The following is a 25995-nucleotide window of genomic DNA, read 5'->3' as shown; positions in this document are numbered from 1 at the left end:
TTTATATGTCCAACGTTCAAACCGATTTTTTTTATTTTAATTAATTGAAAATCAGTTTATTATATTGAAAAATTGTATGAAGTCAAACGGTGAAAAAGATATTGTATTTATTTTAATCAAGTCATTGACGGCATCTGAGAAGAGGGGGTTCAAGCTTTATGTAAAACGCTTTGGAGCTAATGAAAATGCCAAGTACATCAAGCTATTTGATACCTTGGATAAAATGGAGACTTATGATGAGCAGATGTTGTTAAAAAAAGCTCCTGTAAGCAAGAAGCAGCTGGCCAATATGAAAGCCCATTTGTATAAGCAAATCTTGGTCAGTCTCAGGGTGATTTATGCAGATCAAAATGTGGAGCTTCAATTAAATGAGCAGATCGATTTTGCAAGAATACTGTACAACAAAGGTTTGTATAACCAAAGTTTGAAATTGTTGGACAAGGCAAAAGGTATTGCACAGAAGTATTTTTTGGATACCATTATGTTGAGAATCGTAGAGTTGGAAAAGGTCATTGAGTCACAGCATATTACGCGGAGTATGCGGGATCGGGCAGAGGTTTTGGCCAATGAAGCTAAGCACTTGATCAGTAGTGCGTCGAAAAAGAATTCTTTGAGTAACCTTTCTTTGCAACTGTATGGGCTTTATCTCAAGGTGGGGCATGTAAAAGACGAATTTGACCGAAAATTGGTGGAGGCATATTATCTTAAAAACATGCCTGAATATGATCTTCAGGAGTTGAATTTCTATGAGAAACTATATCTCTATCAAGCTCAGGTTTGGTTTTATCATATTCTACAAGACTTTCCACTTTGCTACCGAGCTGCCCAAAAGTGGGTGAGTTTGTATCAGGAGCATCCTCAGATGAAGAAAGTGGCCACAGGAAATTATCTTAAAGCTTACCATTACCTGTTGGATACTTTGTTTTACCTGCAGCAGTATGAACGCTTTATGGTAGTCTTTGAACAGTTTAAGGAGAGTCTGGAAAATGATGACTTTAAGATGGATGAGAATTGTAGGATCTTGACTTTTCTGTATTATTATTCCAATAGTATCAACTACCATTTTTTGATTGGTGATTTTACAGCAGGAGTCAATGCTGTAATTCCGTCCTTATTGAAAGAGATGAAAGCACTTAGGTCGAAATTGGATGTACATCATGTGATTGTGCTACACTATAAAATTGCCTGTTTGTACTTTGGAAGTGGTGACAACTTGAATGCGATCAAACATTTGGATGAAGTGATTTATCATACGGGAGATGGCCTAAGAGAGGATTTACAATGTTTTGCTCATATCTTGAAGCTCATAGCCAGTTATGAGGAAGGTTTAGATGATAAGCTTGATCAGCAGATAAAAAATGTGTACCGTTTTTTGATCAAGATGCAGGACCTACATTTGGTACAACAGGAGATGATGAACTTTATTCGTAACCTGAATAGGATTTATGACTATCAATTGAAGTCTGCATTTATTGAACTTCGGGATAACCTGATCCAATATGAAAATCACCCTTATGAGAAACGGGCATTTCTTTACTTGGATATTATCTCTTGGTTAGACAGCAAAATTCAAGGGAGACCTGTTCAAGAGGTAATCAAAGAGAAGTACCATCAAAGAATGGTGAAGGAAAAGTAAAACCTAGATGGAATCTTAAGCTACATCAATACACCTTTTTGTCTTCATTGTTTTTCCATTCCTCAAAGACTTTAAGTGCATCTGTTTCCGGTGTATGGTACATGGGGATTTTCCGATCAGCAGGAGGGATTGGGAGCTCTTGATAGATAAAATCATCATCGAAACCTGCATCAGCGGCTTCTTTTCTAGTGTTGGCATAAAATACCTTTTTTGGTCTTGCCCAATAGATAGCTCCAAGGCACATGGGACAAGGTTCACATGAAGTATAAATTTCACAGCCTTCCAATTGGAAGGTTCTTAAGGTCTTACAGGCTCCCCGAATGGCGACTACTTCAGCATGTGCTGTGGGGTCATTGGTGCTCAGGACTTGGTTGTTCCCTTTTCCGATAACCACACCGTCTTTTACGATGACGCAGCCAAAGGGACCTCCTTGTCCGGATATCATTCCTTTTCTCGAAAGACTGATAGCCATTTCCATAAAGTTCTTCTGTAAATCTGTCATAATTGACTTTGTGAATTTGAAACAACCATTTAAAAGTCAACTAAATTAAAATAAGTTCATCAAAAAAGAAATCCCAAAAATCAATTAAATAGGGTAAACATTAGCCAATCCATTTATTGACAAATTGGAGAAAAGTCTCTTTGTAATTGTCACTTACAGCGATGGTTGTGTTGCCCATATTGACCGTATTTCTTGTGATGGATTCAATGTGGTCCAATGAAATGATATAGGATCTGTGAATGCGCATAAAGTGCTGTTCTGGTAGTAAGTCTTCCATGTTTTTCAGGCTGGTGAGTGAAAGGAGAGGGGAAGATTTTCCAACTAAGTGTACCTTAACATAGTCTTTGTAGCCTTCGACATAAATGATGTCTTTTAGCATAACTTTTACCAATTGGTATTCTACTTTGAGGAAGATATAACTTTGGCTTTTTTCCTCAGTGGAAGTAGGTATAGTGTGAGCCTTTTTTTCAAAGTACTGATATGCTTTTGTGCTGGCCTTCAAGAATTCTTCATAGCTGTAAGGCTTAAGAAGATAGTCTAAAGCATCTACTTTATATCCTTCAATGGCGAATTGGTTATATGCTGTGGTAAAAATTATTCTTGTGTCCGAACTGTATTTATTACTTTCCAATACCCTGGCCAACTCCATTCCCGAAAGGTCGGGCATCTGAATGTCCAAGAAGATCAGGTCAACTTCATTTCGGTGGATATGTGCCAACGCATCAATGGCATTTTCGAATTTTGCCTCTAGGGATAAGAATGAGGTTTGCTCGATAAAGCTACAGAGCATTTCCAAAGCTAGAGGTTCATCATCAACAGCAATACACTTAATTTTCATGCGAGGTTGATTTTTAAAATGACACGATATTCTTTTTCAGGATTTTCACTATCGATCTGAAGGGTATGTCTTTGGGCATAAAGCAAGGATAGTCGCCTTTGTGTATTGGTCATGCCGATGCCCTTATGATGTGATTCTGGACTATTTGGATTGGTAGGAATGATTTTATTGGTGGTTTCTAAAATCAGGGTGTTTTCAACTACTTTGATGGCAATATTGATGATACTTTCCTGTTTGGAACTTATCCCGTGTTTGAAACAATTTTCTACAAATGGCAAAAGCAACATGGGGGCGATGACACGATCTTCCACTTTTTCTTGGATGTCCAACTGAACTTGTACTTTATCAGAAATCCGAAGTCTCATCAGCTCAATAAAGTCCTTTATGAAACCAATTTCCTTACTGAGCAGGGTTTGGTCTTTTTCGGTTTCATAAAGCACGTAGCGCATCATCCTTGACAACTTATGCAAGGCGATACGGGCCCTTTCCACATCTATGTTGGTTAATGAATAGATGTTGTTCAAGGTGTTGAAAAAGAAATGGGGGTTGATTTGAGCTTTTAGATAGGAGAGCTCAGAGTTAATTCTTTGTTGGTCCAATTGTCTTCTGAGTGCCTCATCCGTTTGCCATTTTTGAACAGCAGCCACACTTGTGCTGATCCCCAAACCAAGAAACAAGACCAAAAGAATGAAAACATTGATGAATTCATCTTTTTGGACAAATGGCTTTTCATCATCAGGATGGAATGCCTTGTGCATCAATTCTGGTAGGTGAATACTGTTTTCAAAGTATTCAATGACAAACATGATCAGTAGACAAAGTCCAACACTGGTGATAATAAAAAAGCTAAGCTTTTTGTTGAATAGCAATTTGGGAACCAGGTAATCTTTGTTGAAATAAAACAGGCAAACCAGAGCGAGCATAAAAATAATTTGTCGCCACCAAAACTCTTCAGGTAAGGTGGTTTTCCATGACAAAGGCCCCAGTAAAAACAAAAAAGCACCCATTAACGCCCAAACTAGGATATGGATAAGAATGGAGATGTTTTTATGAAGAAATGGGGACTTGTTCATACAATGTGCTTGTTTTCCAATCTAAACTTAAAACAAACTTATCAAAACAAGAAGGTATAATCGGCCAATTCACTGTTTTTGCCTACAGATTCGGTCTTAGGGACCTTGGATTTGATTTCAATAGCCTTAAAAACAAATGGTCTATCGAAATCAAGGATTGGTCGATAAAGAAAGGCAAGCCATCTATCTCTTTTTTTAGTGTTTGATATAAAAGGTACTTTAGTTTCGAATTTTGTCCAAGCAACTTGTGCACAAATCAAAATTGAACTTTCAAACCTAATAAGTGATAAATGAAGTCTTTTATTCAAATTTTAAGTGCAATGAGCCTTTTGCTACTTTATGGTAGTCAAGTGGCTATGGCCCAGGAAAACACCCGGTCAGGTGCCAGTACGTACCAAATTGTAGGAACAGTGGTGGAAGGGGATGCTACTACACCAGTATCTTACGCTACAGTTCAATTGCTGGAAGCTTCCACAGACAAGCAAATTGTGGGGGCGGCTGCTGATGGTGAAGGCAAATTCTACCTTACAGGCTTTACTCCTGGAACCTATAAGTTACAAATCAATTTTGTGGGCTTTGCTCCTTATATCAAATCTGGAATTTCAGTTAAGGAAGGCCAAAAGATGTTGGATTTAGGGAAATTAACCATGGAAGAGGAATCGGTTTCTCTGGAGGAAGTTACCGTTCAGGGACAAAGGGAACTGATTACGGAAAAGGTTGATAGAACCATTTATAATGCCGAAAATGATAAAACTACAGTAGGTGGTGATGCAACAGATGTATTGAGAAGAGTACCTATGCTTTCAGTTGATTTGGATGGAAATGTGTCAATGAGAGGAAGTAATAATTTGGTGGTCTTGATTGATAACAAGCCTTCAACAATGTCTGCAAGCAGCATTGCGGATGCTTTAAAGCAAATTCCAGCCGATGAAATCAAGTCTGTAGAAGTCATTACTTCTCCATCTGCTAAGTATGATGCAGAAGGTTCTGGGGGGGTGATCAATATTGTGACCAAGAAAAACAACCTACAAGGAACTTCGCTGAGTATCAACACCAGTGCGGGAATGAGAGGTTCTAACCTTGGTTTGAATGCCAGTGCCAGAAAAGGCAAATGGGGATTTAACCTAGGAGGGTTTGGACGAACAGGCTACAATATCAAAGGAGGTTTTGAGAACAACCAAGTGGTAACCAATCCTGATGGCACGATTTCCAATATTACCCAAAGTTCTGATACCCGAAACAACATGTTGATGGGTAGGTATAATTTCGGGGCCGATTATGAGATAGATAAGTACAATTGGTTAGCAGCATCAGTGAACTTTGGGATGTTTAACCGAAAAGCCAAACAGGACAATTTACTAACAGAAAATTATTTGGATGACGAATTGGTGAGCGCTTTAATGAGAAGGGTAAATACAGAAGATCTTTCCAATACGGTGGACATCAGCTTAAACTATACCAAGACTTTTGAAAAGCCTCAAAAGGAGTTCAGCATCATGACCCTTTATAGTCGAAATAACCGAACAAATGACTTTGTACAAGCCCTGTTGGACGGGGATTTTGAGGCTGTGGAGTCTAGGATTAGGAATGAAAATGCAAGCAATAATCAAGAGTTTACCGTTCAGGTGGATTACGTGACTCCATTGGGAGACGGTGAAAACCAAATACTGGAATATGGTGCCAAAAATATTCTAAGAAGAGTAAACAGTGATTATGCTTATTTCACTGCTGAAGGAGCCGATGGTGCATATCAGGAAAGTGATAATGCCCAATACAACAACGTTTTTGATTATGACCAAAACGTGACTGCAGGGTATTTGTCTTTCACACAAGGTTTCTTAAAGCATTATACCATTAAGGCAGGGGCAAGGTATGAATACACTACCATCAATGCGGATTTTCAGAATGGGGAAGTAGACGGTGATATACCCAACTACGGTGTTTTGGTACCTAGCGTGAACTTGAGCCGAAAACTTGAAAATGGAAATATGATTAAAGCGGCCTATAACCGAAGAATTCAAAGACCATCCCTTCAGTTTTTGAACCCAAATATTCAAAGTTCAAACCCAACCCAGATTTCGCAAGGTAATCCATTGTTGGATCCAGAATATACCGACAATTACGAATTGTCCTATAGTACTTATCTAAACGAAGCCAGTATCAATATTTCATCTTTCTTTAGAAATACCAATGGCTCTATCCAACCTTTGAGAACTGTGCAAGATGATGGGGTAATTTATACCACTTATGAGAATATAGGTAGTGAGAGGTCAATAGGTTTAAACTTGTTTGCCAATATTAATATATCCAATAAACTGTCGTTCAATGGAGGAGTAGATACCTACTATACCATGATAGATAATAATGTGGGAAACCCACTTTATAATGCTTCCAATGAAGGATTTGTCGTGAGTGGAAGAATGTTCGGTAATTACAACATCACCGACAGCTGGGTCTTACAGGCTTTTACTTTTGCAAGGGGGAGAAGAGTCAATTTACAAGGTTATGACAGTGGTTTTGGAATATATGGCTTGAATATCAACAAGCAGTTTGCAGAAAAAAGAGGAAGTATTGGTCTAGGTGCGGAGAATTTCTTTACTCCTGAATTTAAGATGAAAAGTGAAATCATCTCACCTACCATTACACAGCACAGCACCAACATCATGCGTAATATGAATTTCAAAATCAATTTTAGTTATAGAATTGGAAAAATGAGCGTGGCACCTCGTCGTAAAAAGAAATCCATTGAAAATGAGGACCTCAAAGGAGGTGATAGCGGTGGAGGAAATATGATGGGAGCCCAATAAAATTATCATGTGGGTTAATTAAATAGAAAAAGCACATTGGATTCCGATGTGCTTTTTCTATTGTAAAGTTTTTGATGCTTACCAGCCAGTGTTTTGAGGCAGTAAGTTTTCATCAATATTGATTTCATTTTGTGGAACTGGCCACATCAAAAGTTTAGGGTCGTAAACTCTCTCATGCCCCGTCACACTAGTGACATTTTCCATCGATGCTTGGAGGTCAGATGCTCCGTATCTTAGGATGTCAAAATAGTAGTGGCCTTCAAAAGCAAGTTCCAATCTTCTTTCTTTTTTGATGGCAGTTCTCAATTGATCCTTAGTCAAACCGGTAGGAAGATCATCCAATCCAGCCCTGTTTCGGATTTGGTTGACGGCATCATAAGCAATGGTAGTAGGACCATTCAATTCGTTTTCAGCCTCTGCCAAATTCAATAGAACCTCTGCATATCGGATTACTACGAAATTGGCGTCACCATCATCTGTAATGGTTGGATCTTCTATAACACCTTTGATCAAGGCAAATCCAGTTTGAGATCTAATAGGGTTAAATTCTTCTCCAGCAAAACTTTGTCCAGGCTGAAGAACAGTAATGTCCTTTCTGATATCCCCTGTCTCATACACATCTACCAATTCCTGAAGGGGAGAGTAAGGTACATCACCAAAAGCCTGGATGGCTCCAGAACTTGCATTGAATGCACTTCCCACTCCTCCAGTACCAGTTTTACCTAAAAACTGTACTTCAAAGATGGATTCTGTGCTATTGTTTTCCAAAGCTGGCAAGAACATATCTTTATAGCTTCCTGAAGGTAATAGGTCATATCCTAAAGCTTTGACTTGATTGGCAGCTTGGATTGCTTCACTATACTGTTTATTATATAGGTACACTCTTGATTTCAAAGCAGTAGCAGCTCCTTTTGTCGCCCTACCAAGGTCAGAAGGTCCATAAGATGGTGGCAAGTTATTGATCGCAAAATCAAGATCAGCAATGATTTGAGCCACTACCTCAGCTTTTGGGTTTCTAGGAACCAATGATTCCTCCACAGTTTGCTTGCTAAGGATCAAAGGTACATCTCCATAGAGATTGGTCAAGTGGAAGTAAAATAATGCTCTTAAGAAGCTAGCTTCTCCTAAAATTCTGTTTTTGGTATTTTCGGCCATAGTAATTTCAGGGACATTAAGAAGCACTTCATTGGCTCTTACAATACCTTCGTAAGATTTCTTCCAAAAATTCCATGGCCAAACACTGGAAGCGTCAAATCCTCTGCCTTCACTGATTTCAAGGTAATAGTTGAAGGAATATTGTGAGTAGGCGTTGTCAGCCAAAGCGTCAGAGTGCCTCATAAAATCCCTGTACATATGATTATGAGCAAGGACATTATAAACACCGTTGATACCTAAAGTGGCATCATCACTTGTTGCCCAGAATTCGGGAGCACCGATTGAATTAAGAGGATAACGTTCTAAATCAGCACATCCCAAGCAAAGCGCAGTCAGAATAAATGCAATATATTTTTTCATGATTTTCACTTTTGAGATTTAGAAAGAAAGATTAACACCCATGGTAAAGGACTTAGCTTGCGGATAACTGTCATTGACATTGTTGAAAGTCATCGCATCTTCAGGATCGTACCCCTCCACAAACTTGGTGAAGGTCAAAAGGTTTTGTCCGGATACATAAACCCTTGCATTGGAAAGGCCAAGCTTAGAAATAGTTTCTACTGGTATAGTATAACCCAATTCAATATGTTTCATTCTCAAGTAAGAAGCATCTACAATGGCAGAGCTAATGGCAGGTCCAACAAATAGCGAGTTATTATATTTGTAACCAGTGGCAACTCTTGGAATGTCCGTGTCTGTGTTTTCAGGCGTCCACCTGTCCAAGAATGCAGTAGTTAGGTTGCTATAGTCTCTTAAGCCATCAGTACCATAAACACCATTTTCTACATCCCTGCCCAATACACCTTGGAACAATACACGGAAATTGAAGCCTTTATAATCAGCAGTCAAGGTCATACCGAATGTATTCCTGATATTAGGGTTACCTATGATTACTCGGTCATCAGAATTAACCACGCCATCACCGTTGGTGTCTTCATAGATATAGTCACCCGCACTTACTAAAGATCCTCCTGGCTGGGCTCCAAATGTTTCTGCATCCTGAGCTTCAGCATCAGATTGGAAAATACCAGTAATCACATGCCCATAGAATGAGTTGATAGGGTACCCCTCTTTAGTCAATACTTTATTGGCTGAAAGGAATTCTTCGTCTAGTTTTAATACTTTGTTATCATTATGAGACCAGTTTCCAGAAACAGAGTACTGGAATTCACTGCCTATGTTTCCATAATAGTTCAAGGAAAATTCATAACCACGGTTCTCTACTTCTCCTTGGTTTTGAACAGGAGGAGTAAGGTTGCCCAAAGTGGCTACCACTGGAGGGCTTAACAAGACATCAAGCGACTTTCTTACATAGTAGTCGGCAGTAAGGGAAAGTTTGTAATTAAATAAAGTGGCATCCAAACCAATATCAGAAGTTTGAGTGGTCTCCCATTTTACATTTGGATTGGCCAAAGCCCTAGCTGCAGCTCCACCTACCAATGAATTCCCAAATACGTAAGGCTGGTCTAGGTTAATGGTAGCGATACTAGGATAGTTACCAATGTTCTGGTTTCCTAATTGTCCCCAACTGGCTCTCAATTTCAATTCGTTAACATCCTTTAGGCTTGACATAAAGTCTTCCTTGGCCATGTTCCAGCCTACAGAGAATGATGGGAAAGTACCGAATCGGTTGTTCTCTCCAAATCTAGAAGAACCATCGTAACGTACATTGAATTCAGCCAAATATTTACCTTCATAGTCATAATTTACACGACCAAAGAATGATTCCAATGCCCATTCACTAGCGTTTCCTGTAACACTTGGATTCAAAGAAGCTCCTTCCAATTCTGTAATCAAACTATTATTGTAACCTTCGTTAGAAGCAGAAAGAAAATCCTGTCTGTAGGCTTGACTGGTGTATCCTAACATTCCGCCTAAAGTTGACTTGCCAAGGGTTTTGTTATATCTGCCAGTAAGCTCAAAAGTTGATGTAGTACTTAATAAGTCTGTTTCACGGTATTCACCAAGTCCGTTTGCTGTTGTTATACCTTCTCCATCGGATACAGTCATTTTGCTTCTAAAGAAGCTTTGTTTTCTGTCTTGTACGTACACGGAGCCATTAGCGCGGAAAACCATGTCTTTCACTGGCTCTAACTCAAAATAAAGGTTAGGCGTAGCTCTATAATATTTGGTGTTGTCATTACCACCTTCTGTTGCTAAACCAATTGGATGGATTGCACCGTCAGTTCTTCCTGCTAATACTACATTGCCAGATGAAATATAACCATTGTCATATCGAAGTGGGTTAAGTGGTGCTTTTCTGATCATATCACGGATAAACTGAGTTACACCGAGTCCTCCGTAATTCGGTTCATTGCTATCTGTCAAACTACCTGAAATATTGAAACCAGTTCTTACCATATCAGAAACCTTCACATCCACATTGGACCTGAAATTGTATCTTTTAGAGTTGGTTTCAATTACCACACCTTCTTGGTCTTGGTATCCAGCAGAGAACATATATTTGACATATTCTGTACCGCCAGTTACTGAGAAATAGTGGTTTTGTAATGGAGCACCAGTTCTATACCCTTCATCAAAGAAACCAGTTCTTGAATATCTTGTGTCACCTCCATTAAGGAAAAGGTCTAGTTCTTCTTGCGTATATACTTCTGGTCTACCAGTATTGGTCTGTGCCTCGTTTTTCAAACGGGCAAAGTCATATGAACTCAGCATACTAGGTGTAGTGGTGGCATTTTGGAAAGCAATGTATGAATTGATCGATACTTTTGGTTTTCCAGATTTACCTCTTTTGGTTGTTACCAGGATCACACCGTTTGCTGCTCTTGCACCATAGATAGCCGCAGATGCAGCATCTTTCAATACGGAAAAACTTTCGATATCATTTGGATGAACGTCATTCAGCGTAGATTGCACTCCATCTACCAAAACCAAAGGTGCTGAATCACTATTCTGCCCATCTACAGAAGTTCTTACAGTACCAATACCTCTAATTTGGATGGTAGGGGCATCATTACCTGGTTGAGCTGACCCTTGGATCAGCTGTACCCCGGAAACACGACCTGATAGGGCATTAGCTGCACTGGTAACACTTTGGCTACCAATATCCTCACTGGATAGTGTTCCTACAGCGCCAGTTAAATTTTTCTTCTTTTGGGTACCGTAACCTACCACGATAACCTCATCCAAAGAGGAACCTGTTAATGCAACATCTATTACATTCTTGCTACCCACAGCTACTTCTTGTGAAGTATATCCAATAAAGCTGAATACCAAAGTGGCACCCTCAGATACAGATAGTGAGTATTTTCCATCCATGTCTGTAATGGTACCTGAAGCTCGTCCTTTTACCAGAATATTTGCCCCTGGTAACGGCTCACCTGATTCTCCATCAGTTACGGTCCCTGTGATCGTTACATTTTGTGCGAATGTAATGCTGACCACAAAGAACGCAATGAGTGTAAATAGTTTTTTCATAAGCGTTTGTTTATTGATCTGTTTAAATAGTTCCAATTCTTGGGAAGGAAGTGTTTACTTATCAATAGTTTGGGTTATTGGCATTAGGGGTCTTGCCATATTGATAAAGTGATTGTTCTGTTACACAATCATCCTGTTCCATAATATTTTATTGATTATGGAGAAGCACACCTTCTGTGGGGTTATTTTGATTTTTAGTGATGTTTCTACTAATATATAACAACTAGGTCAATTGACCAAAAGAAATTAAATAAAAATTTTAAACTTTCGTTTATTGATTTATTATATGGTGTTGATTTTGAATCCCTTTATTATTCTTTTGTATTATTTTTTGTTTACCTTTTTGAATAAAATATTGTAGGAGGTAGAACGGGGGGGAGCCTGGTGAAAAATTGATCAAAAAAAAGCGGACGATGTACTAACATCGCCCGCTTCATGCATTTTATAAAACTTATGTTTTATTTAGTATAAGTAACTTGCTTTACAGCTTCTATAGTTCTTTTTACGTTTGGAAGGGTTGCTTCGATATAAGTAGGAGAGTAGCTCAAAGGAATATCCATGGAGTTTACTCTTAATACTGGAGCATCCAAATGATCAAACATGTTTTTCTGAACATTGAAGGCGATATCAGTAGCCAAAGAAGAAATTGGATTTGCTTCTTCTACTACCACGCATCTATTGGTCTTTTTCACAGACTCATATACAGTAGCATAATCAATTGGCCTTACTGTTCTCAAATCAATAACTTCCGCTTCGATACCATCTTTGGCCAATTCTTCAGCAGCTTCTAGAGCTACTTTCATGATTTTACCAAAAGAAACGATGGTTACATCACTGCCTTTTCTCTTGATGTCTGCTACTCCAATTGGAAGTAAATATTCTCCTTCAGGAACTTCTCCTTTGTCAGAATACATCAATTCAGACTCCATAAAAATGACTGGATCATCATCTCTGATCGCAGCTTTTAAAAGTCCTTTGGCATCGTAAGGGTTGCTAGGAACCACTACTTTAAGGCCAGGAGTGTTGGCAAACCAATTTTCGAAGTTAGAAGAGTGGGTAGCGCCCAGTTGACCTGCATTACCAGTTGGACCTCTAAAGACTACAGGGACATTGTATTGACCACCCGACATGGCATACATCTTTGCAGCAGAATTGATGATTTGGTCAATAGCCACCAAAGAAAAATTGAAAGTCATGAATTCAATGATCGGTCTCAAACCGTTCATTCCGGCACCAACTCCCAAACCGGCAAAGCCAAGTTCTGAGATAGGGGTGTCATAAACCCTTTCTGGTCCAAATTCATCTAACATGCCTTGGGTTACTTTGTAGGCTCCATTGTATTCAGCCACTTCCTCTCCCATGAGAAACACGTTCTTATCGCGTCTCATTTCTTCAGACATGGCCTCTCTTAATGCTTCTCTAAATTGTATTATTCTCATTTTTTAGCCAAAATTTTCGCTCGTAAAAATAGAAAGTAATCCTTCAATTACCAAGTCCATTAAAGAATTAACCGATATTTAGAAAAGATTCATTCTTATCCCACGTAGACAGTTTTGATATTCATGAATTCTTTGATACCGTTTTCTGCCAACTCACGGCCATAACCGGAATTTTTTATCCCACCAAATGGTAAATGTGGGTTTGAAGCCACCATGGAGTTGATAAATACTGCTCCAGATTCAATTTGCCTAGAAAGCCGATCCGCTTTTTCTGGGTCTTTTGTCCAAAGGGCGGAACCAAGCCCAAAATCAGAATCGTTTGCCAAAGAAATGGCTTCGTTTTCATCTTTGACCTTAAACACAGAAGCTACTGGGCCAAAAAGTTCCTCTTTGTAGGCTGGCATTTCAGGAGTTAAATTACCAAGAATGTAAGGTTTGAAGAAAGCCTTTCCTTCCTCCGGTTCCATACCTTCTAAAATAACTTCTGCTCCTTTATCAATGGAGGACTTTACTTGTTTATAAAGTTCTTCCGCTAAATCTGGTCTAGCCATGCAGGCATATCCAGCATTTTCGTCCAAAGGATCTCCCTGGGAGTAGGATGCAATATGAGATTTAAAGGCTTCAATAAACGCATCATACACAGGCCCTTCTATGATAAATCGTTTGGCTGCAATACAGCTTTGGCCAAAGTTGATCATTCTCCCTTTGGCGGCCACCTTGGCAGCTTCCTCAATATCAGCATCCTTGAGTACTATAAAAGGGTCACTACCACCAAGCTCCAATACAGTTTTCTTGATGTGCTTTCCAGCTTGAGAAGCTATTTTTTGCCCAGCTTTTTCACTTCCTGTCAAGGTGACTGCTTTGACATGTGGATGGTCAATGACGTTTTCTACTTTATCAGAACCGATCAATAAGGTCTGAAAAACACTTTTAGGAAAACCTGCTTCAGTAAATACTTCTTCAATGGCCAGGGCACATTGGGGCACATTGGAAGCGTGTTTTAAGAGGCCTGTATTTCCAGCAGTAAGATTAGGAGCCGCAAATCTGAACACCTGCCAAAAGGGGAAGTTCCAAGGCATGACGGCTAAAATTACACCCAAAGGGTTATAGACAACTTTGGCCTTTTTCTGGTCTGGAAGATCAATAGGCTCATCAGACAGGAATTCATCAGCCTTTTCAGCGTAGTATTCACAAACCCATGCACATTTTTCTACTTCAGCTTTGGACTCAGTAATGACCTTTCCCATTTCCAAGCTAATGATTTTAGCGTACTTATCTTGATTATTTCTCAGGACCTTTCCTGCCTTTTTCATCAGTTCGCAGCGTTCAGAGAGGGGAATATTTCTCCATTTGAGGTAGGCCTGTTGTCCTTGCTGGATGGCTTTTTCAACTTCCTGGTCTGTATGTTCTTGAAATTCTTTTAAAAGCGTACCCGTGTAAGGATTGATCGATTTCATATGTTGTCAGTTTATATTAAATGAAGTCAAAAATTCACACGGTAATACAAGCATAAACCGTTCCTAAGAGCTTTTGGGAAGGATTTGTTGGCCATTTTTGGTCAACTTTATTTGCCAATGATTTTTTTGATCAGCTTATAAGCCATTAGCGCAATAAAACCTATGACAAGTCCTGTTACAAAATCTTTGATGAAAGCGGGGATACTAGGGGCGAAATGGTGGAGAAATTCAATATTGTGAGTGAAAATTCCTCCAGCAACCAATAGCAAAGCCAAGGTGCCGATAATCCCCAAAGCTTTGATGACCAAAGGAAGTGCACTTACCAATACTTTTCCAAGTCCAAAAATAAAACCTGATTTCTTTTGGCTCCTGGCCATGAGCTTATAGCCCGCTTCGTCCATTCTAACAATCAGTGCAACAATACCATAGACCCCAACAGTGGCCAAAATGGCAATAAAAGTGACAATGATAATTTGGTTGATAAGCGGTTCTCCCACTACAGCTCCCAAGGCAATGATGACAATTTCCACGGAGAGGATAAAATCAGTGACTATGGCTGACTTGATGCGCTCTTTTTCCAAAGCGAGGATTTCTTCTTTGGTACGGGTTTCTTTGATGGCCTCTTTCTTGGACTGATCGTGAGGCACAAAGAGGTGGTAAACTTTTTCTGCTCCTTCAAAAGCCAAATAAATGCCTCCAATGATCAGGATTATCGTGATGGCTGAGGGTAAAAAAGAACTCAGTAAAAATGCTATCGGTAAGATGATGAGCTTATTGACCAAGGAACCTTTGGTAATAGCCCAAAGAACAGGAATTTCCCTTGAGGAAGCAAAACCAGAGGCTTTTTCAGCATTTACTGCCAAATCATCTCCCAAGATTCCTGCTGTTTTTTTAGTTGCTATTTTGGTCATGGAAGCCACATCGTCCATCAGTGTGGCGATGTCGTCTAAAATTGCAAAAAAACCTGATGCCATAAAGTCTTATTGTTTTTAAAAAACCAAAAATAGCAAATACTTCTAAGAAAAGAACTGCCTTCTGTTAATTGTTGATTTCACTTTTATGGGGCGATTTATTTCTATTTCTTTGTTAGGCAGAATACATTATTGTCTTGAATAAAGCAGTAAAAAATTATGGTAAAAGTAGGCTTGATTTCAGATTCCCACAGTTTTATAGATGATAAAACCCTTGCTCACTTGGAGGATGTGGATGAAATATGGCATGCAGGAGATATTGGTTCCGAAAGAGTAATGGAAGCTTTGCCCAAAGGAAAAAAGGTAAGAGCTGTATTTGGTAATATTGATGATGCCAGCATTCAGGAAAAATTTCCCGAAGAATTGGTTTTTGAGGTAGAAAATGCTCGTGTTATGATGATCCATATTGGAGGCAAACCTCCGAGGTATGCAACGGGAGTCAAAAAGAGGATCAAGGAAATAAGGCCGACGATTTTTATCTGTGGTCATTCTCACATCTGTAAGGTGGAGTTTGATAAAGAGTTGAACTGTCTCTATATGAATCCCGGTGCAATTGGCAATCATGGCTTTCACCAAGTAAAAACCATGCTTAAGTTTGAATTGGTAGCAGGCCAACCAAAAAATCTTCGAGTCGTTGAATTAGGGAAAAGGGGGAGTTTAAACCACCCATAAGACGGTTCTTTGGAACTAAATTTGCATAAAAATAAATGATATCCATCAAGACATAACCGCATGCTGCTATATGAAGAAATAGCCTTTTATGAAATGAATGCTTGGCTCAGGAAAGTCAAAAAGCATCCATCTATTTTTAATCGGATGACCAAAGGCATCCAGCATAAGATTAATGATATAATTCCAGACAAAATCCATCAAGCCATTACTTTTGCCATCGAAAAGATGGTGAAAGGAGTTCTTTTTGGTTCCACCTACATCAACACTACCATTTCAGGAGAAGTGGCTTTTGGAAAACGGGAAGCTAAAATAAAGCATAAAATAAAGTGGTATCAACGAACGGCTTCTGTGGAAGGAGCGGTGACTGGAGCAGGGGGGATTTTAATGGGCTTTGTGGATTTTCCTGCTTTTTTGGCCATTAAAATGAAAATGCTGTTTGAAGTTGCATCAATGTATGGTCATGATGTCAAAGACTTTAAAGAGCGCTTATTTATTCTTCATGTTTTCCAACTGGCATTTTGTAGTCAACAGAAAAGACTGGAAGTGATAAAAGTATTGGAGAATTGGTCAAGCCACAAAGCGACCTTGCCGGATCAGGGGGACTCTTTTGATTGGAGGAGTTTTCAGATAGAGTACAGGGATTATATGGATTTGGCCAAATTGGCCCAGCTGATTCCTGTAATTGGTGCGGGTGTAGGAGCGATTGCCAATTGGCAATTGTCAGACCATTTGGGAAAAACAGCCATGCAATGTTACCGCATGAGGTATTTTGAACAGAAAGGTGCCATTGAATAAAATAGAAAAAAGACTGCCAAATGGCAGCCTTTTGATTCTATCGGTTATTGAAACTTCTCAATTTAATTTGGGTAAATTTCCTTTTGGTATCTAGAGGGAAATCTCCTTTCATCATCCAGTCATAGTAATTTGGTTCTTCCTGCAATACTTTTTCAACCGGTTTGCCTTTATGCTTGCCGAAGTTAAAGCATTCCACACCTTCATCGTTGAAAATGAACCTTCCAGCTAGATCCACCATTTTTTCATTGATCAGGGCATGGATCTTTTTCATGTCATTTTGTATGATGCCAAGTTTATTGCCTTGCAGGTCTATGGCTTCTTCATTTTCATATCGTTCCACCTGTGCCTTGAAAACCTCGTAAGTAGCGATCGTGTCCGCCTCTGCACTGTGGGCATTTTCTAAGGTTTTTCCGCAGTAAAATTTATAGGCTGCCGACAGATTCCTTTTTTCCATCATATGGAAGATTTTCTGAGCATCCAGCAAATTTCTTTTTTCAATGTCAAAGTCAATTCCTGCTCTTAAAAATTCTTCTACCAAAAGGGGGATGTCAAATTTGAGTACATTAAAACCAGCCAAATCGGCACCTTCCAAAAACTGGTGCATTTCCTTCGCAATATCCTTAAACGTGGGAGCGTCCTTAATGTCTTCGTCGTAGATGCCATGAATCAAAGAAACCTCTTTTGGAATGGGGATAGTTGGATTTACCTTTTCAGTCCTGATTTCCTCTTTTCCGTTTGGATGAACTTTTATAATGGATATTTCTACAATCCTATCCGTAGAAATATTGATCCCTGTGGCCTCAAGATCAAAAAATGCAACTGGTGATTTTAAGTTTAAATTCATTTTTTAAATGTTTATCGATGGATTGCATGACTTCCTTTACATTAAGGAGAAACCCATCATTCTTAGCTTTTAAGAGCGAAATTTATTTACTTCCAAAGATAAGGATAAGGTTTTAAAATTATAATGAATAGAGGAGTGATAATATTAAGCTTGGCTTTTGAAATGATTAGATAAAAGCCGAAAATATGAAGTTTAGCAATTCGCCCGAAAAGGAATTACCGTTCAAACCAGATAGCTACCAAATAATCAAACATAAGGATTTAAAAGATAATATTTTCATTAGGTTAGTATGGAAGCGATGACAAAGCAGTTTTTTTTTAATAAATTGGACGGTTAAAAGTAGAGAAAATCTTGGTGGTAATAGCCAGCTGTCAAAGTGTTTTGTACAGAACAAATATTAACCCAAATTATAGTTATGACTAAACTGAATAAGCTAGTTGCTGCGGCTTTTATGGTTCTATTGACTGGACCTAAAGTATCTGTAGCACAGGAGCAAAAGCAACCCAACATTATTTTTATTCTTACGGATGATCTTGGATATGGAGATCTTGGTGTTTTTTTTCAAAATTCCAGAAAGGACAAGGGAGATAGAAGCGAACCGTGGATATTAACCCCTGAGTTGGACAGAATGGCTGCAGAAGGAGCGATGCTGACCAACCACTATACTGCTGCCCCAGTGTGTGCACCATCTAGGGCTTCTATCTTAATGGGCGTAAACCAAGGCCATGCCCATGTACGCGACAATCAATTTGATAAGTATTTGGGAGACAATTACACAGTAGCTGAGGTGCTGAAATCGGTTGGTTATGAAACCGTTGCAATTGGTAAGTGGGGGCTTCAAGGTGGGGGAGAAGGTCCTGATTGGCCATCACATCCACTAAAAAAAGGCTTTGATCATTATTTTGGATATATCAGACATAGGGACGGGCATGAGCATTATCCTGTAGAAGGAGTGTATAGAGGTGCCAAGGAGGTCTATGAAGATTATAAAATTGTCCAAGGCTTGGACAAATGTTATACAGGAGACTTGTTCACTGCAAAGGCTAAAAAATACATTGTTGACCACCAAGAGCGCAGAGGTGACCAACCATTTTTTATGTTCCTGTCTTATGATACACCTCATGCTGTGCTTGAATTACCCACTCAGGATTATCCAGCAGGTGGTGGCCTAAAAGGTGGCATGCAATGGATAGGAACTCCAGGAAACATGATCAACACGGCATCAGGAGAAGTGGATTCCTTTATTTATCCAGAATTTGCTTCGGCTACTTATGATGATGATAAAGATGAAACTACTCCAGAGAAACCTTGGCCAGATACTTATAAACGCTACGCATCGGTCAATAGAAGGATAGATGACCAAGTAGGGGATATTTTGCAACTTTTGAAAGATTTAGAAATCGATGAAAATACCTTGGTTGTGTTTACCTCAGATAATGGACCTTCAAGGGAATCGTACCTTCCGAAAGAGTATGTGGATTATACTCCTGAATTCTTCAATAATTTCGCCGAATTTGATGGTATAAAGAGAGATGTTTATGAAGGAGGACTTCGCACGGCCACAATCGTTCATTGGCCTGGAAGCATCAAAGAAAATACGGTAGTAGATGAACCTAGCATTTCCTATGATTGGTTGCCTACTTTTGCAGATGCCGCAGGTACAGCTGCACCGGTGAGATCAGATGGGGTTTCTTTATTACCTTCCTTGACAGGAAAAGGGAAACAGAAAGAGAGCCAAATATATGTGGAATATTTTCAAAATGGGAATGTACCACGATATGCTGAATTTACCGAAGAACACCAAGGTAAGAAACGGGGACAGATGCAGATGATCAGAAAAGGCAATATGGTTGGTGTCCGATACAATATTACTGATCAAACGGATGATTTTGAAATTTATGATGTGACCGCTGACCCTCAGCAAGCACAAAATATAGCAGCTTCTCAAAGCGCAATGCAAGCTGAATTTAAGCAAATGGTACTTAGAAGAAGAATAGCAGACCCGGAGGCCAAGAGACCTTATGATGAAGCTTTGGTGCCAGCTTTGGAGGTAATGAAAGTAAGGTCAGGTTTATTGCTAAATACTTACTTGGTGAATACGGATTACATCCCACAAGTGGTTGGAAAGACAAAAGCCAGTGAAAAAGTGGTTTCTATTTCTGATTCAGGATTGTCTGACAAAGGTAATCTGGCCGTTTTTGAAGGATACATAGAAGTGCCAGAAAGCGGAGAATATAGATTTTCAACCAGTAAAACTGAACAAAAAGTGTACATGAGAATTCATGACATTGGTGTATTGGATGGAAATTACCACAATCAAGACCAACCTGAAGGAAAAGTATTTTTGGAAAAAGGGCTGCACCCAATTAAGTTTTATTATTTAAATAAGGAAGGCAAAAAATCCGCTTCAGTCAAACTAAACTGGAGCAGAGCCAATCAAAGTGATCAGGAGGTACCTAATAGCGCTTTCTTTAGGTAAAGTATTTCTTTAAACTGTTTATAATCAGTTAATTAATTTTAAATATGAATATTAAAAATCTTAAAATTTTTACACTTGCAGTTTTTATCTTAGGAAGCTCTTGGGCCTGCAAGCAAGAGTCTAAAACAGTAGAAGAACCAAGTGCCGACAAAAAACCAAATATAGTCGTTATCTATATGGATGATTTAGGCTATGGTGATGTCAGTGCTTATGGTGCCACTGAATTAAGCACACCCAATATGGATAAATTGGCCAATGGTGGTGTGCGTTTTACAAATGGTTACGCTACATCTGCCACCTGTACACCAAGCCGCTATGCTTTACTAACAGGTATGTATCCATGGAGAAATAAAAATGCCAAAATACTTCCAGGAACGGCTCCGCTTTTGATCGGTACCGAGCAGCTTACCTTACCTAAGATGCTGAAGGAACAAGGTTATTTCACGGGCATTGTGGGTAAATGGCACCTTGGATTGGGCAGTGGCGATGTGAACTGGAATGAAAAAATCAGCCCAAGCCCTAATGAAGTAGGTTTTGATTATAGCCATATTTTGGCCGCTACGCAGGATCGGGTTCCAACCGTTTATATTGAAAATGGGCATGTGGTTAATTTGGATCCCAATGATCCTATTGAAGTTAGCTATCAAAAGAATTTTGAAGGTGAACCTACCGGAAAAGATAATCCAGAAATGCTGACGATGAAATGGCACCATGGCCATAATAACAGCATTGTCAATGGAGTTCCTAGAATCGGTTTTATGAAAGGTGGTGAAGCAGCTAAATGGAGCGATGTAGATATGGCAGACCATTTTTTGGCCAAGGCCCAAGACTATGTGAAGCAACATAAAGATGAACCGTTTTTCTTGTACTATGCTTTGCAACAACCCCATGTACCGCGTACACCACATCCAAGATTTGAAGGTACTTCCGGTTTGGGACCAAGAGGGGATGTGATCATAGAAGCAGACTGGTGTGTTGGAGAGTTTTTGAAAACCTTGGAAGAAGAAGGACTGATGGAGAATACCTTGATTGTTTTCTCCAGCGACAATGGCCCTGTGTTGAATGACGGGTATTATGATGATGCAGTAGAAAAGTTGGGAGACCATACACCTGCAGGCCCACTAAGAGGAGGTAAATACAGCCTTTTTGAAGCGGGAACCCGAGTGCCATTTATGGTATATTGGAAAGGTAAAATTGAACCTAAGGTGTCTGATGCACTGGTTTGTCAGGTGGATTTGTTGACTTCATTGGCTGACTTGGTTGGAAGTGACCATAAAGGTCAGGATAGTGAAAATTTGTTGGAGGCATTTATGGGGAATTCTGAAGATGGAAGAGATCAATTAGTCTTAGAAGCCACTTCCCGTACAGCCCTGAGACAAGGAGATTGGATTATGATTCCTCCTTATGATGGCCCAGCAGTAATTAAATCTGTAAATATCGAAATAGGGAATTCTGATGAATATCAACTTTACAATCTGAAAGAAGATATTGGCCAGCAAAATAACTTAGCAGCAAGTAATCCGGAAAAATTGGAAGAAATGAAAGCCAAATTCCAAGAAATCAGAGGTGCGGAAAATACAGAAACTGAAGCGCTGGAATTGAAGTAGTGGTATTTAAAATTTAACAGTAAGAGGCCTGATTTTAAGAGGCCTCTTACTGTTTTAATCAATATAGATTGTGAAGTAATTTTTGGCAGCTTACTTATTTTTACTTAAGGTCTTTCCCGTTCAAAACTGCCATCTTCAAAGCGGACTTGAAATTCAGATTCAAACAATTTGCTAGGTACATAATAGTCTGTTGAAATTACTTGGGCTCCAGAGCTTTTTGCTTGCTCAAATCGATTATAATCGTTATGCCTGGCTTCTAGGGTTCCTGCATCTGCGCGGGTTCTGATCATATACCCCTTGCTTACCAGATCTTTGATATGATCATGGTTTTTAACAGGATCATTGATGATTCTAAAACCTGCATTAGGATTTCCTTCCTTAATATTGACAAACAACGCTGCATTTTGGAGGTTGGGGTGCATTTCTAGGTAGCGATTGATCTTGACTTCCTTTTCATCCAAGACAAAAAGAAAACGGCCTCTTACCTCATCCAAAGCAGGCCATCCGTTTGTAGTGACAGCTTCCTCCAAAGAGATGTGGTCTCCACGAACCAAATCAGGGGTGATTAGCTTTTCAGCGGGCATGACAGCGCGAATTTCCAGATCGATACTATCCAAAGCTGCGGCAGTAAAGGGCAAAGCAGGGGTGACCTCAGGTGAGTTGTCATCTTTGGCATTGATAAGAATAATAATCGGGCTGTGTTTAGGGTTTTGCTTGCTCCAACTTAAAAGCTCTTTTAAGCCGTCTTTAAAAAGCAAATGGTGACTACGGAAGTCGATATCCTGAACATGGAACATCTTTAACCCTGGTTCATTAAGCTTATTGGCCTCATCAAAAGGGAGTGTGGAAATGCCTCTAGCATTAAGCATAGCGATGGCTTTTGGGTGTTTGTACCTCCCTCCTTGTGGATCATGGAAAACATCCATTTCTAGGTTTCGAAGTCCTAAGTCGAGTTGGTCAGAAAGAGGGATATGTTCATATGCCAAGGATAGCGCTGTCATAGAATCTTTTTTAGCGATAAAGTCTAAAACTGGCTGTTCAATGCCTATTTTATAGCTGTTGTGACTCCCGATGACCTGCAGCTCATTCATTTTTTGAAGTTCCTTTTGGTCAGTATGGGATTGCTCGCAGGACAGTAAAAGTATTGCAAGTGTTAGCGTTCCTAAAATGGAGAATTTTTTCATTTTGATCTTTTCCGATTGGTTTAAAATTGCTCCGCTAATTTGCTAAGGTTTATTTAGGTTAGCTTGACCTTTAAGTAAACAAAATGTTATGATTTGTGGAAGGCACATAAACTATTTTAAAAAATGCTTTAAGCTTTAAATTAGAAGTCAAGTCATAATATTCAGGGTTCTTATTAGCCGAATTGATACCAGTAACCTTAAAACTTTGTTAAAATGATCAGGAGCTAAGAGTCGGAAGACCGAAGCAAATAATATTGAATAGTAATTTTCCTAAACGCTTATGATTCAAATCGCAAAGTGAAAACAGTTTCTTTGTTGGGCAGAGATTGTACCTCTAGGTTTCCGCGGTGCATGTTCATAATCTGTCTTGAAATGGCCAGACCAATACCGCTTCCTTGATTTTTGGTAGTAAAAAATGGCACAAAAATATTCTCTAAAGAGGCTGGCTGGATACCCGGGCCGAAGTCGACCACTTGGATAAAAGGATGGTTGGACATGGTTTTGCCTGCTTTAAGCTGAACTACTTTATTGTTAGATTTTTCCAATGCTTCTCTGGCATTTTTGACCAAGTTGATCAGGATCATCAAAACTTGCTCACGATCTGCATGGATGCACAGCTCTTGGGGAATAACCTCACTTATCAATTGAATTTGATTCTGCTCCAAACTTTCTTTTAGTAAGGTGCTGATGTCTTCAAAAAGAGCTTGTACACTGAAATACGATTTTTCTGGTTTGGGAATACTTGTATAATCCCGGTAGGCATTGACAAACCCCACCAAGCCTCGGCTCCTTCCTGAAATGGTCTGCAAACCTTCTTGAAGGTCTTCAAAACCGTCATCCAAAATGATATGTTTACCACCTTCTATATAGACATCTTCCTCCAAAATGGTCTGAAGGGAATTGACCAAAGTGGCAATAGGAGTGATGGAATTCATGATTTCATGGCGGAGTACTTTGGTCAGGTTTTGCCAAGCGTCCAGCTCCTGTTGCTTTAGGGCTGCGCTGATATCCTGAAAGGAAAGTAAGAACCATTGTTTTCCACCCATTTTCAATTCAGTACAGCGTACATTGAGATGCAGTGAACCGTTGATTTTGGTGGAGAGGTCCTCACCGGTCTTGAGGGAAAGGATTTGCTCCAAAAATTCAGGGGAGATTTTTTTTAGGTCATGGATATCTTTAAACTGGGTGATTTGCAAAAGGTGTTTGGCAGCATTGTTGACCAAACCAATTTTTCCTGTGGTATTATAAGAGATGATACCAATATTGATATGTTGGATGATAATTCGCAGAAAAAGTACTTGTTCTTCTTTTTCTGCCCGAGTTTTTTTGAACTCATCCATCACCTTGTTAAAAGCCTGGTTCAATTGTCTGTAAGAACCTCCCAGTTGACTATCATGGCTAAAGGAAGAGGTGAAATCAGCATATTGGATAGATTCGAGGAATCGGGTGATTTTTTCATTAGTTCTTTGGTTGTACTTAATCAACTCAAAAACTTGAAGTATCAGGATACCTAAAAGCAATACCGGACCAAAAATTATATTTAGTTTAAAGAGGAGGTAAGCCCCCGATAGAATAGTCAGGAGGATTAACAATACCCTGGTGATAATATGACCTATAGCCGACTTATAAGCCATATTTTTCGAGTCTACGATACAGTGAAGACCTGGTAAGCCCCAATTCTTGCGCTGCTTTAGTAATATGCCCATTGTGCTTTTGCAATGCCTTTCGGATCAATATTCTCTCGACATCTTCAATATTTAAATGATCCAAACTGACGGTCTCGCTAGACCTGTCTACATCTCCCGGGTTTTGAAAAAAGAGGTCCTCAGGCTGGAGGACATGCTTATTGCTCATGATAACTGCCCTTTCGATACCGTGTTGAAGTTCCCTGATGTTACCTGGCCATTGGTATTTCTGCATGCGTTTGAGCAGGGAATCACTGGCTTTACGGATATCCTTGCTGTATTTTTTTGAGTAGAATGCGATAAAATGGTCAGTAAGTAGAGGAATATCCTCTGTACGATCTCTAAGGGAAGGTAAATTGATTTCAATGGTATTGAGTCGGTAAAGTAAATCCTGCCTGAAAGTATTCTCTCTGATCATGTCTGCCAATGGCATATTGGTCGCGGAAATAAGCCGGATATTGATTTCTTTTTGCTGGTTGCTGCCTACTTTGGTGACCGTCCGGTTTTGTAAAACTGCCAAAAGCTTGGATTGGGAGGCCATGGGGATATTGCCGATTTCATCCAAAAATAAGGTGCCTTTATCCGCTTGCTCAAAACGCCCAATCCTATCTTCGCGGGCATCGGTAAATGCCCCTTTTTTGTGTCCAAATAGTTCACTTTCAAAAAGTGAAGGGGTGATAGCACCTAAATCCACTCCCACAAATGCTTCTCTGGACCTCTTGGAGTGGCGGTGAATGGCCCTGGCAATTAGTTCCTTTCCGGTTCCGTTTTCTCCCAAGATCATTACATTGGCATCTGTGGCAGCTACTTTTTCTATCGTGTCAAAAACCTTTTGCATGGCTTGGCTCTGACCGATAATATCCTTGAATTTACGGTCTATATCGGCGTATATCAATTGTTGCTGGTTTTTAAGGTCTGCTACCTCAAGTTTGGATTGACGCAGCTTAAGTGCCGAATGTAAGGTGGCCAACAGTTTATCATTATCCCAAGGTTTCAGAACAAAATCCGTAGCACCTTCCTTGATGGCTTTCACTGCCAAATTAATATCTCCATATGCAGTGATCAATACAACTACTGCAGAAGGGTCAATGGATAAAATCCTGTCCAGATGTTGAAACCCTTCTTGCCCGCTACTGACGTCTTTGGTAAAGTTCATATCCAGCATGATCACATCATATTGCTCATTATGGAGCAATATGGGCAGCAGGTCAGGGTTGGTCTCCGTGTCCACTTTCACAAAGTGCCTCTTTAAAAAAATCTTGGCGGCTTTGAGCAAATCCTCATTGTCATCAATGATCAATAAGTTCCCTGTTTTTGGTGTTCGCATTTTAAATATCTAATTGTATCAGGATAAGGTGACAGCCAACCTGTCGAGCCAATTATTCCAAACGGCATACCGAAAGCCAAAAAGAA

At 39.5% G+C, this 25995-nt stretch carries 18 protein-coding genes; 6 read left to right on the top strand and 12 right to left on the bottom strand.

Features of this window, described 5'->3' with window-relative positions; genetic code table 11:
* Nucleotides 1-76 precede the first annotated feature (76 nt).
* The gene (locus IFO69_RS19505) at nt 77-1636 is read left to right on the top strand and encodes a hypothetical protein (RefSeq protein WP_192011823.1); all 1560 of its coding nucleotides are present in this window, start codon (nt 77-79) and stop codon (nt 1634-1636) included.
* A 25-nt stretch (nt 1637-1661) separates the two neighbouring features.
* Here the strand turns inward: IFO69_RS19505 and IFO69_RS19500 are convergent, their stop codons facing one another.
* From IFO69_RS19500 to IFO69_RS19490, 3 genes are all read right to left on the bottom strand, one after another.
* Nucleotides 1662-2138, bottom strand: coding sequence for a nucleoside deaminase (locus IFO69_RS19500; RefSeq protein ID WP_192011822.1), 477 nt, complete (start codon nt 2136-2138; stop codon nt 1662-1664).
* A gap of 100 nt (nt 2139-2238) precedes the next feature.
* The gene (locus IFO69_RS19495; protein ID WP_192011821.1) at nt 2239-2976 is read right to left on the bottom strand and encodes a LytR/AlgR family response regulator transcription factor; all 738 of its coding nucleotides are present in this window, start codon (nt 2974-2976) and stop codon (nt 2239-2241) included.
* Nucleotides 2973-4049, bottom strand: coding sequence for a sensor histidine kinase (locus IFO69_RS19490; protein WP_192011820.1), 1077 nt, complete (start codon nt 4047-4049; stop codon nt 2973-2975). Before IFO69_RS19490 ends, IFO69_RS19495 begins: the two co-directional genes overlap by 4 nt.
* A 320-nt stretch (nt 4050-4369) precedes the next feature.
* On the opposite strand from IFO69_RS19490, the gene IFO69_RS19485 reads away from it, so the two are divergent.
* Complete coding sequence (locus tag IFO69_RS19485) at nt 4370-6856, top strand: TonB-dependent receptor (protein ID WP_225444226.1); 2487 nt, start codon at nt 4370-4372, stop codon at nt 6854-6856.
* Nucleotides 6857-6934: 78 nt separating this feature from the next.
* Here the strand turns inward: IFO69_RS19485 and IFO69_RS19480 are convergent, their stop codons facing one another.
* The 5 genes from IFO69_RS19480 to IFO69_RS19460 all read right to left on the bottom strand — a co-directional run bounded on the left by IFO69_RS19480 (nt 6935) and on the right by IFO69_RS19460 (nt 15319).
* On the bottom strand, nt 6935-8371 hold the full coding sequence (locus tag IFO69_RS19480) for a RagB/SusD family nutrient uptake outer membrane protein (RefSeq protein WP_192011818.1): 1437 nt from the start codon (nt 8369-8371) through the stop codon (nt 6935-6937).
* 18 nt (nt 8372-8389) lie between these two features.
* Nucleotides 8390-11449, bottom strand: a complete 3060-nt coding sequence (locus IFO69_RS19475) for a SusC/RagA family TonB-linked outer membrane protein (protein ID WP_192011817.1) — start codon at nt 11447-11449, stop codon at nt 8390-8392.
* Between the two features lie 458 nt (nt 11450-11907).
* Entirely contained in the window at nt 11908-12888 is a 981-nt protein-coding gene (locus tag IFO69_RS19470; protein ID WP_192011816.1) for a pyruvate dehydrogenase complex E1 component subunit beta, read from the bottom strand.
* A gap of 95 nt (nt 12889-12983) precedes the next feature.
* Nucleotides 12984-14345, bottom strand: coding sequence for an NAD-dependent succinate-semialdehyde dehydrogenase (locus IFO69_RS19465; RefSeq protein WP_192011815.1), 1362 nt, complete (start codon nt 14343-14345; stop codon nt 12984-12986).
* Nucleotides 14346-14452: 107 nt separating this feature from the next.
* The gene (locus IFO69_RS19460; RefSeq protein WP_192011814.1) at nt 14453-15319 is read right to left on the bottom strand and encodes a DUF808 domain-containing protein; all 867 of its coding nucleotides are present in this window, start codon (nt 15317-15319) and stop codon (nt 14453-14455) included.
* A 156-nt stretch (nt 15320-15475) separates the two neighbouring features.
* Here IFO69_RS19460 and IFO69_RS19455 point away from each other — a divergent pair, with 156 nt between their 5' ends.
* Both IFO69_RS19455 and IFO69_RS19450 read left to right on the top strand, forming a co-directional pair.
* Nucleotides 15476-15988: a metallophosphoesterase family protein gene (locus IFO69_RS19455; RefSeq protein ID WP_192011813.1), complete on the top strand. Its 513-nt coding sequence runs from the start codon at nt 15476-15478 to the stop codon at nt 15986-15988.
* Between the two features lie 60 nt (nt 15989-16048).
* Nucleotides 16049-16783 carry an EcsC family protein gene (locus tag IFO69_RS19450; RefSeq protein WP_192011812.1) on the top strand — a complete coding sequence of 245 codons (735 nt, stop codon included), beginning with the start codon at nt 16049-16051 and terminating at the stop codon, nt 16781-16783.
* 37 nt (nt 16784-16820) lie between these two features.
* On the opposite strand, the gene IFO69_RS19445 is transcribed toward IFO69_RS19450, so the two are convergent.
* A complete protein-coding gene (locus IFO69_RS19445) occupies nt 16821-17627 on the bottom strand; it encodes a 3'-5' exonuclease (protein ID WP_192011811.1) in 807 nt (268 codons plus the stop codon).
* Between the two features lie 415 nt (nt 17628-18042).
* On the opposite strand from IFO69_RS19445, the gene IFO69_RS19440 reads away from it, so the two are divergent.
* Together IFO69_RS19440 and IFO69_RS19435 are read left to right on the top strand one after the other, a co-directional pair.
* Complete coding sequence (locus IFO69_RS19440) at nt 18043-20106, top strand: sulfatase-like hydrolase/transferase (RefSeq protein WP_192011810.1); 2064 nt, start codon at nt 18043-18045, stop codon at nt 20104-20106.
* Between the two features lie 44 nt (nt 20107-20150).
* The gene (locus IFO69_RS19435; protein WP_192011809.1) at nt 20151-21713 is read left to right on the top strand and encodes a sulfatase family protein; all 1563 of its coding nucleotides are present in this window, start codon (nt 20151-20153) and stop codon (nt 21711-21713) included.
* A gap of 104 nt (nt 21714-21817) precedes the next feature.
* On the opposite strand, the gene IFO69_RS19430 is transcribed toward IFO69_RS19435, so the two are convergent.
* The 3 genes from IFO69_RS19430 to IFO69_RS19420 all read right to left on the bottom strand — a co-directional run bounded on the left by IFO69_RS19430 (nt 21818) and on the right by IFO69_RS19420 (nt 25909).
* Complete coding sequence (locus IFO69_RS19430) at nt 21818-22897, bottom strand: phosphatidylinositol-specific phospholipase C1-like protein (protein WP_225444225.1); 1080 nt, start codon at nt 22895-22897, stop codon at nt 21818-21820.
* Nucleotides 22898-23175: 278 nt separating this feature from the next.
* Complete coding sequence (locus IFO69_RS19425; protein ID WP_192011808.1) at nt 23176-24531, bottom strand: sensor histidine kinase; 1356 nt, start codon at nt 24529-24531, stop codon at nt 23176-23178.
* The gene (locus IFO69_RS19420; RefSeq protein WP_192011807.1) at nt 24521-25909 is read right to left on the bottom strand and encodes a sigma-54-dependent transcriptional regulator; all 1389 of its coding nucleotides are present in this window, start codon (nt 25907-25909) and stop codon (nt 24521-24523) included. The genes IFO69_RS19425 and IFO69_RS19420 overlap by 11 nt, the downstream gene beginning before the upstream one ends.
* Nucleotides 25910-25995: the final 86 nt, after the last annotated feature.

The sequence above is a fragment of the Echinicola arenosa genome (assembly GCF_014841125.1).
GTDB classification, from domain to species: domain Bacteria; phylum Bacteroidota; class Bacteroidia; order Cytophagales; family Cyclobacteriaceae; genus Echinicola; species Echinicola arenosa.
Note: the sequence above shows the minus strand (reverse complement) of the source record. Positions and strands in the feature narration are given on the sequence as shown.

What these genes read in the sequence shown, in the direction of transcription:
- IFO69_RS19470 (WP_192011816.1), bottom strand. Translation starts at nt 12,888, where the DNA reads ATGAGAATAATACAATTTAGAGAAGCATTAAGAGAGGCCATGTCTGAA.
- IFO69_RS19445 (WP_192011811.1), bottom strand. Translation starts at nt 17,627, where the DNA reads ATGAATTTAAACTTAAAATCACCAGTTGCATTTTTTGATCTTGAGGCC.
- IFO69_RS19495 (WP_192011821.1), bottom strand. Translation starts at nt 2,976, where the DNA reads ATGAAAATTAAGTGTATTGCTGTTGATGATGAACCTCTAGCTTTGGAA.
- IFO69_RS19425 (WP_192011808.1), bottom strand. Translation starts at nt 24,531, where the DNA reads ATGGCTTATAAGTCGGCTATAGGTCATATTATCACCAGGGTATTGTTA.
- IFO69_RS19435 (WP_192011809.1), top strand. Translation starts at nt 20,151, where the DNA reads ATGAATATTAAAAATCTTAAAATTTTTACACTTGCAGTTTTTATCTTA.
- IFO69_RS19440 (WP_192011810.1), top strand. Translation starts at nt 18,043, where the DNA reads ATGACTAAACTGAATAAGCTAGTTGCTGCGGCTTTTATGGTTCTATTG.
- IFO69_RS19420 (WP_192011807.1), bottom strand. Translation starts at nt 25,909, where the DNA reads ATGCGAACACCAAAAACAGGGAACTTATTGATCATTGATGACAATGAG.
- IFO69_RS19465 (WP_192011815.1), bottom strand. Translation starts at nt 14,345, where the DNA reads ATGAAATCGATCAATCCTTACACGGGTACGCTTTTAAAAGAATTTCAA.
- IFO69_RS19475 (WP_192011817.1), bottom strand. Translation starts at nt 11,449, where the DNA reads ATGAAAAAACTATTTACACTCATTGCGTTCTTTGTGGTCAGCATTACA.
- IFO69_RS19460 (WP_192011814.1), bottom strand. Translation starts at nt 15,319, where the DNA reads ATGGCATCAGGTTTTTTTGCAATTTTAGACGACATCGCCACACTGATG.
- IFO69_RS19490 (WP_192011820.1), bottom strand. Translation starts at nt 4,049, where the DNA reads ATGAACAAGTCCCCATTTCTTCATAAAAACATCTCCATTCTTATCCAT.
- IFO69_RS19480 (WP_192011818.1), bottom strand. Translation starts at nt 8,371, where the DNA reads ATGAAAAAATATATTGCATTTATTCTGACTGCGCTTTGCTTGGGATGT.
- IFO69_RS19430 (WP_225444225.1), bottom strand. Translation starts at nt 22,897, where the DNA reads ATGAAAAAATTCTCCATTTTAGGAACGCTAACACTTGCAATACTTTTA.
- IFO69_RS19505 (WP_192011823.1), top strand. Translation starts at nt 77, where the DNA reads ATGAAGTCAAACGGTGAAAAAGATATTGTATTTATTTTAATCAAGTCA.
- IFO69_RS19485 (WP_225444226.1), top strand. Translation starts at nt 4,370, where the DNA reads ATGAGCCTTTTGCTACTTTATGGTAGTCAAGTGGCTATGGCCCAGGAA.
- IFO69_RS19450 (WP_192011812.1), top strand. Translation starts at nt 16,049, where the DNA reads ATGCTGCTATATGAAGAAATAGCCTTTTATGAAATGAATGCTTGGCTC.
- IFO69_RS19500 (WP_192011822.1), bottom strand. Translation starts at nt 2,138, where the DNA reads ATGACAGATTTACAGAAGAACTTTATGGAAATGGCTATCAGTCTTTCG.
- IFO69_RS19455 (WP_192011813.1), top strand. Translation starts at nt 15,476, where the DNA reads ATGGTAAAAGTAGGCTTGATTTCAGATTCCCACAGTTTTATAGATGAT.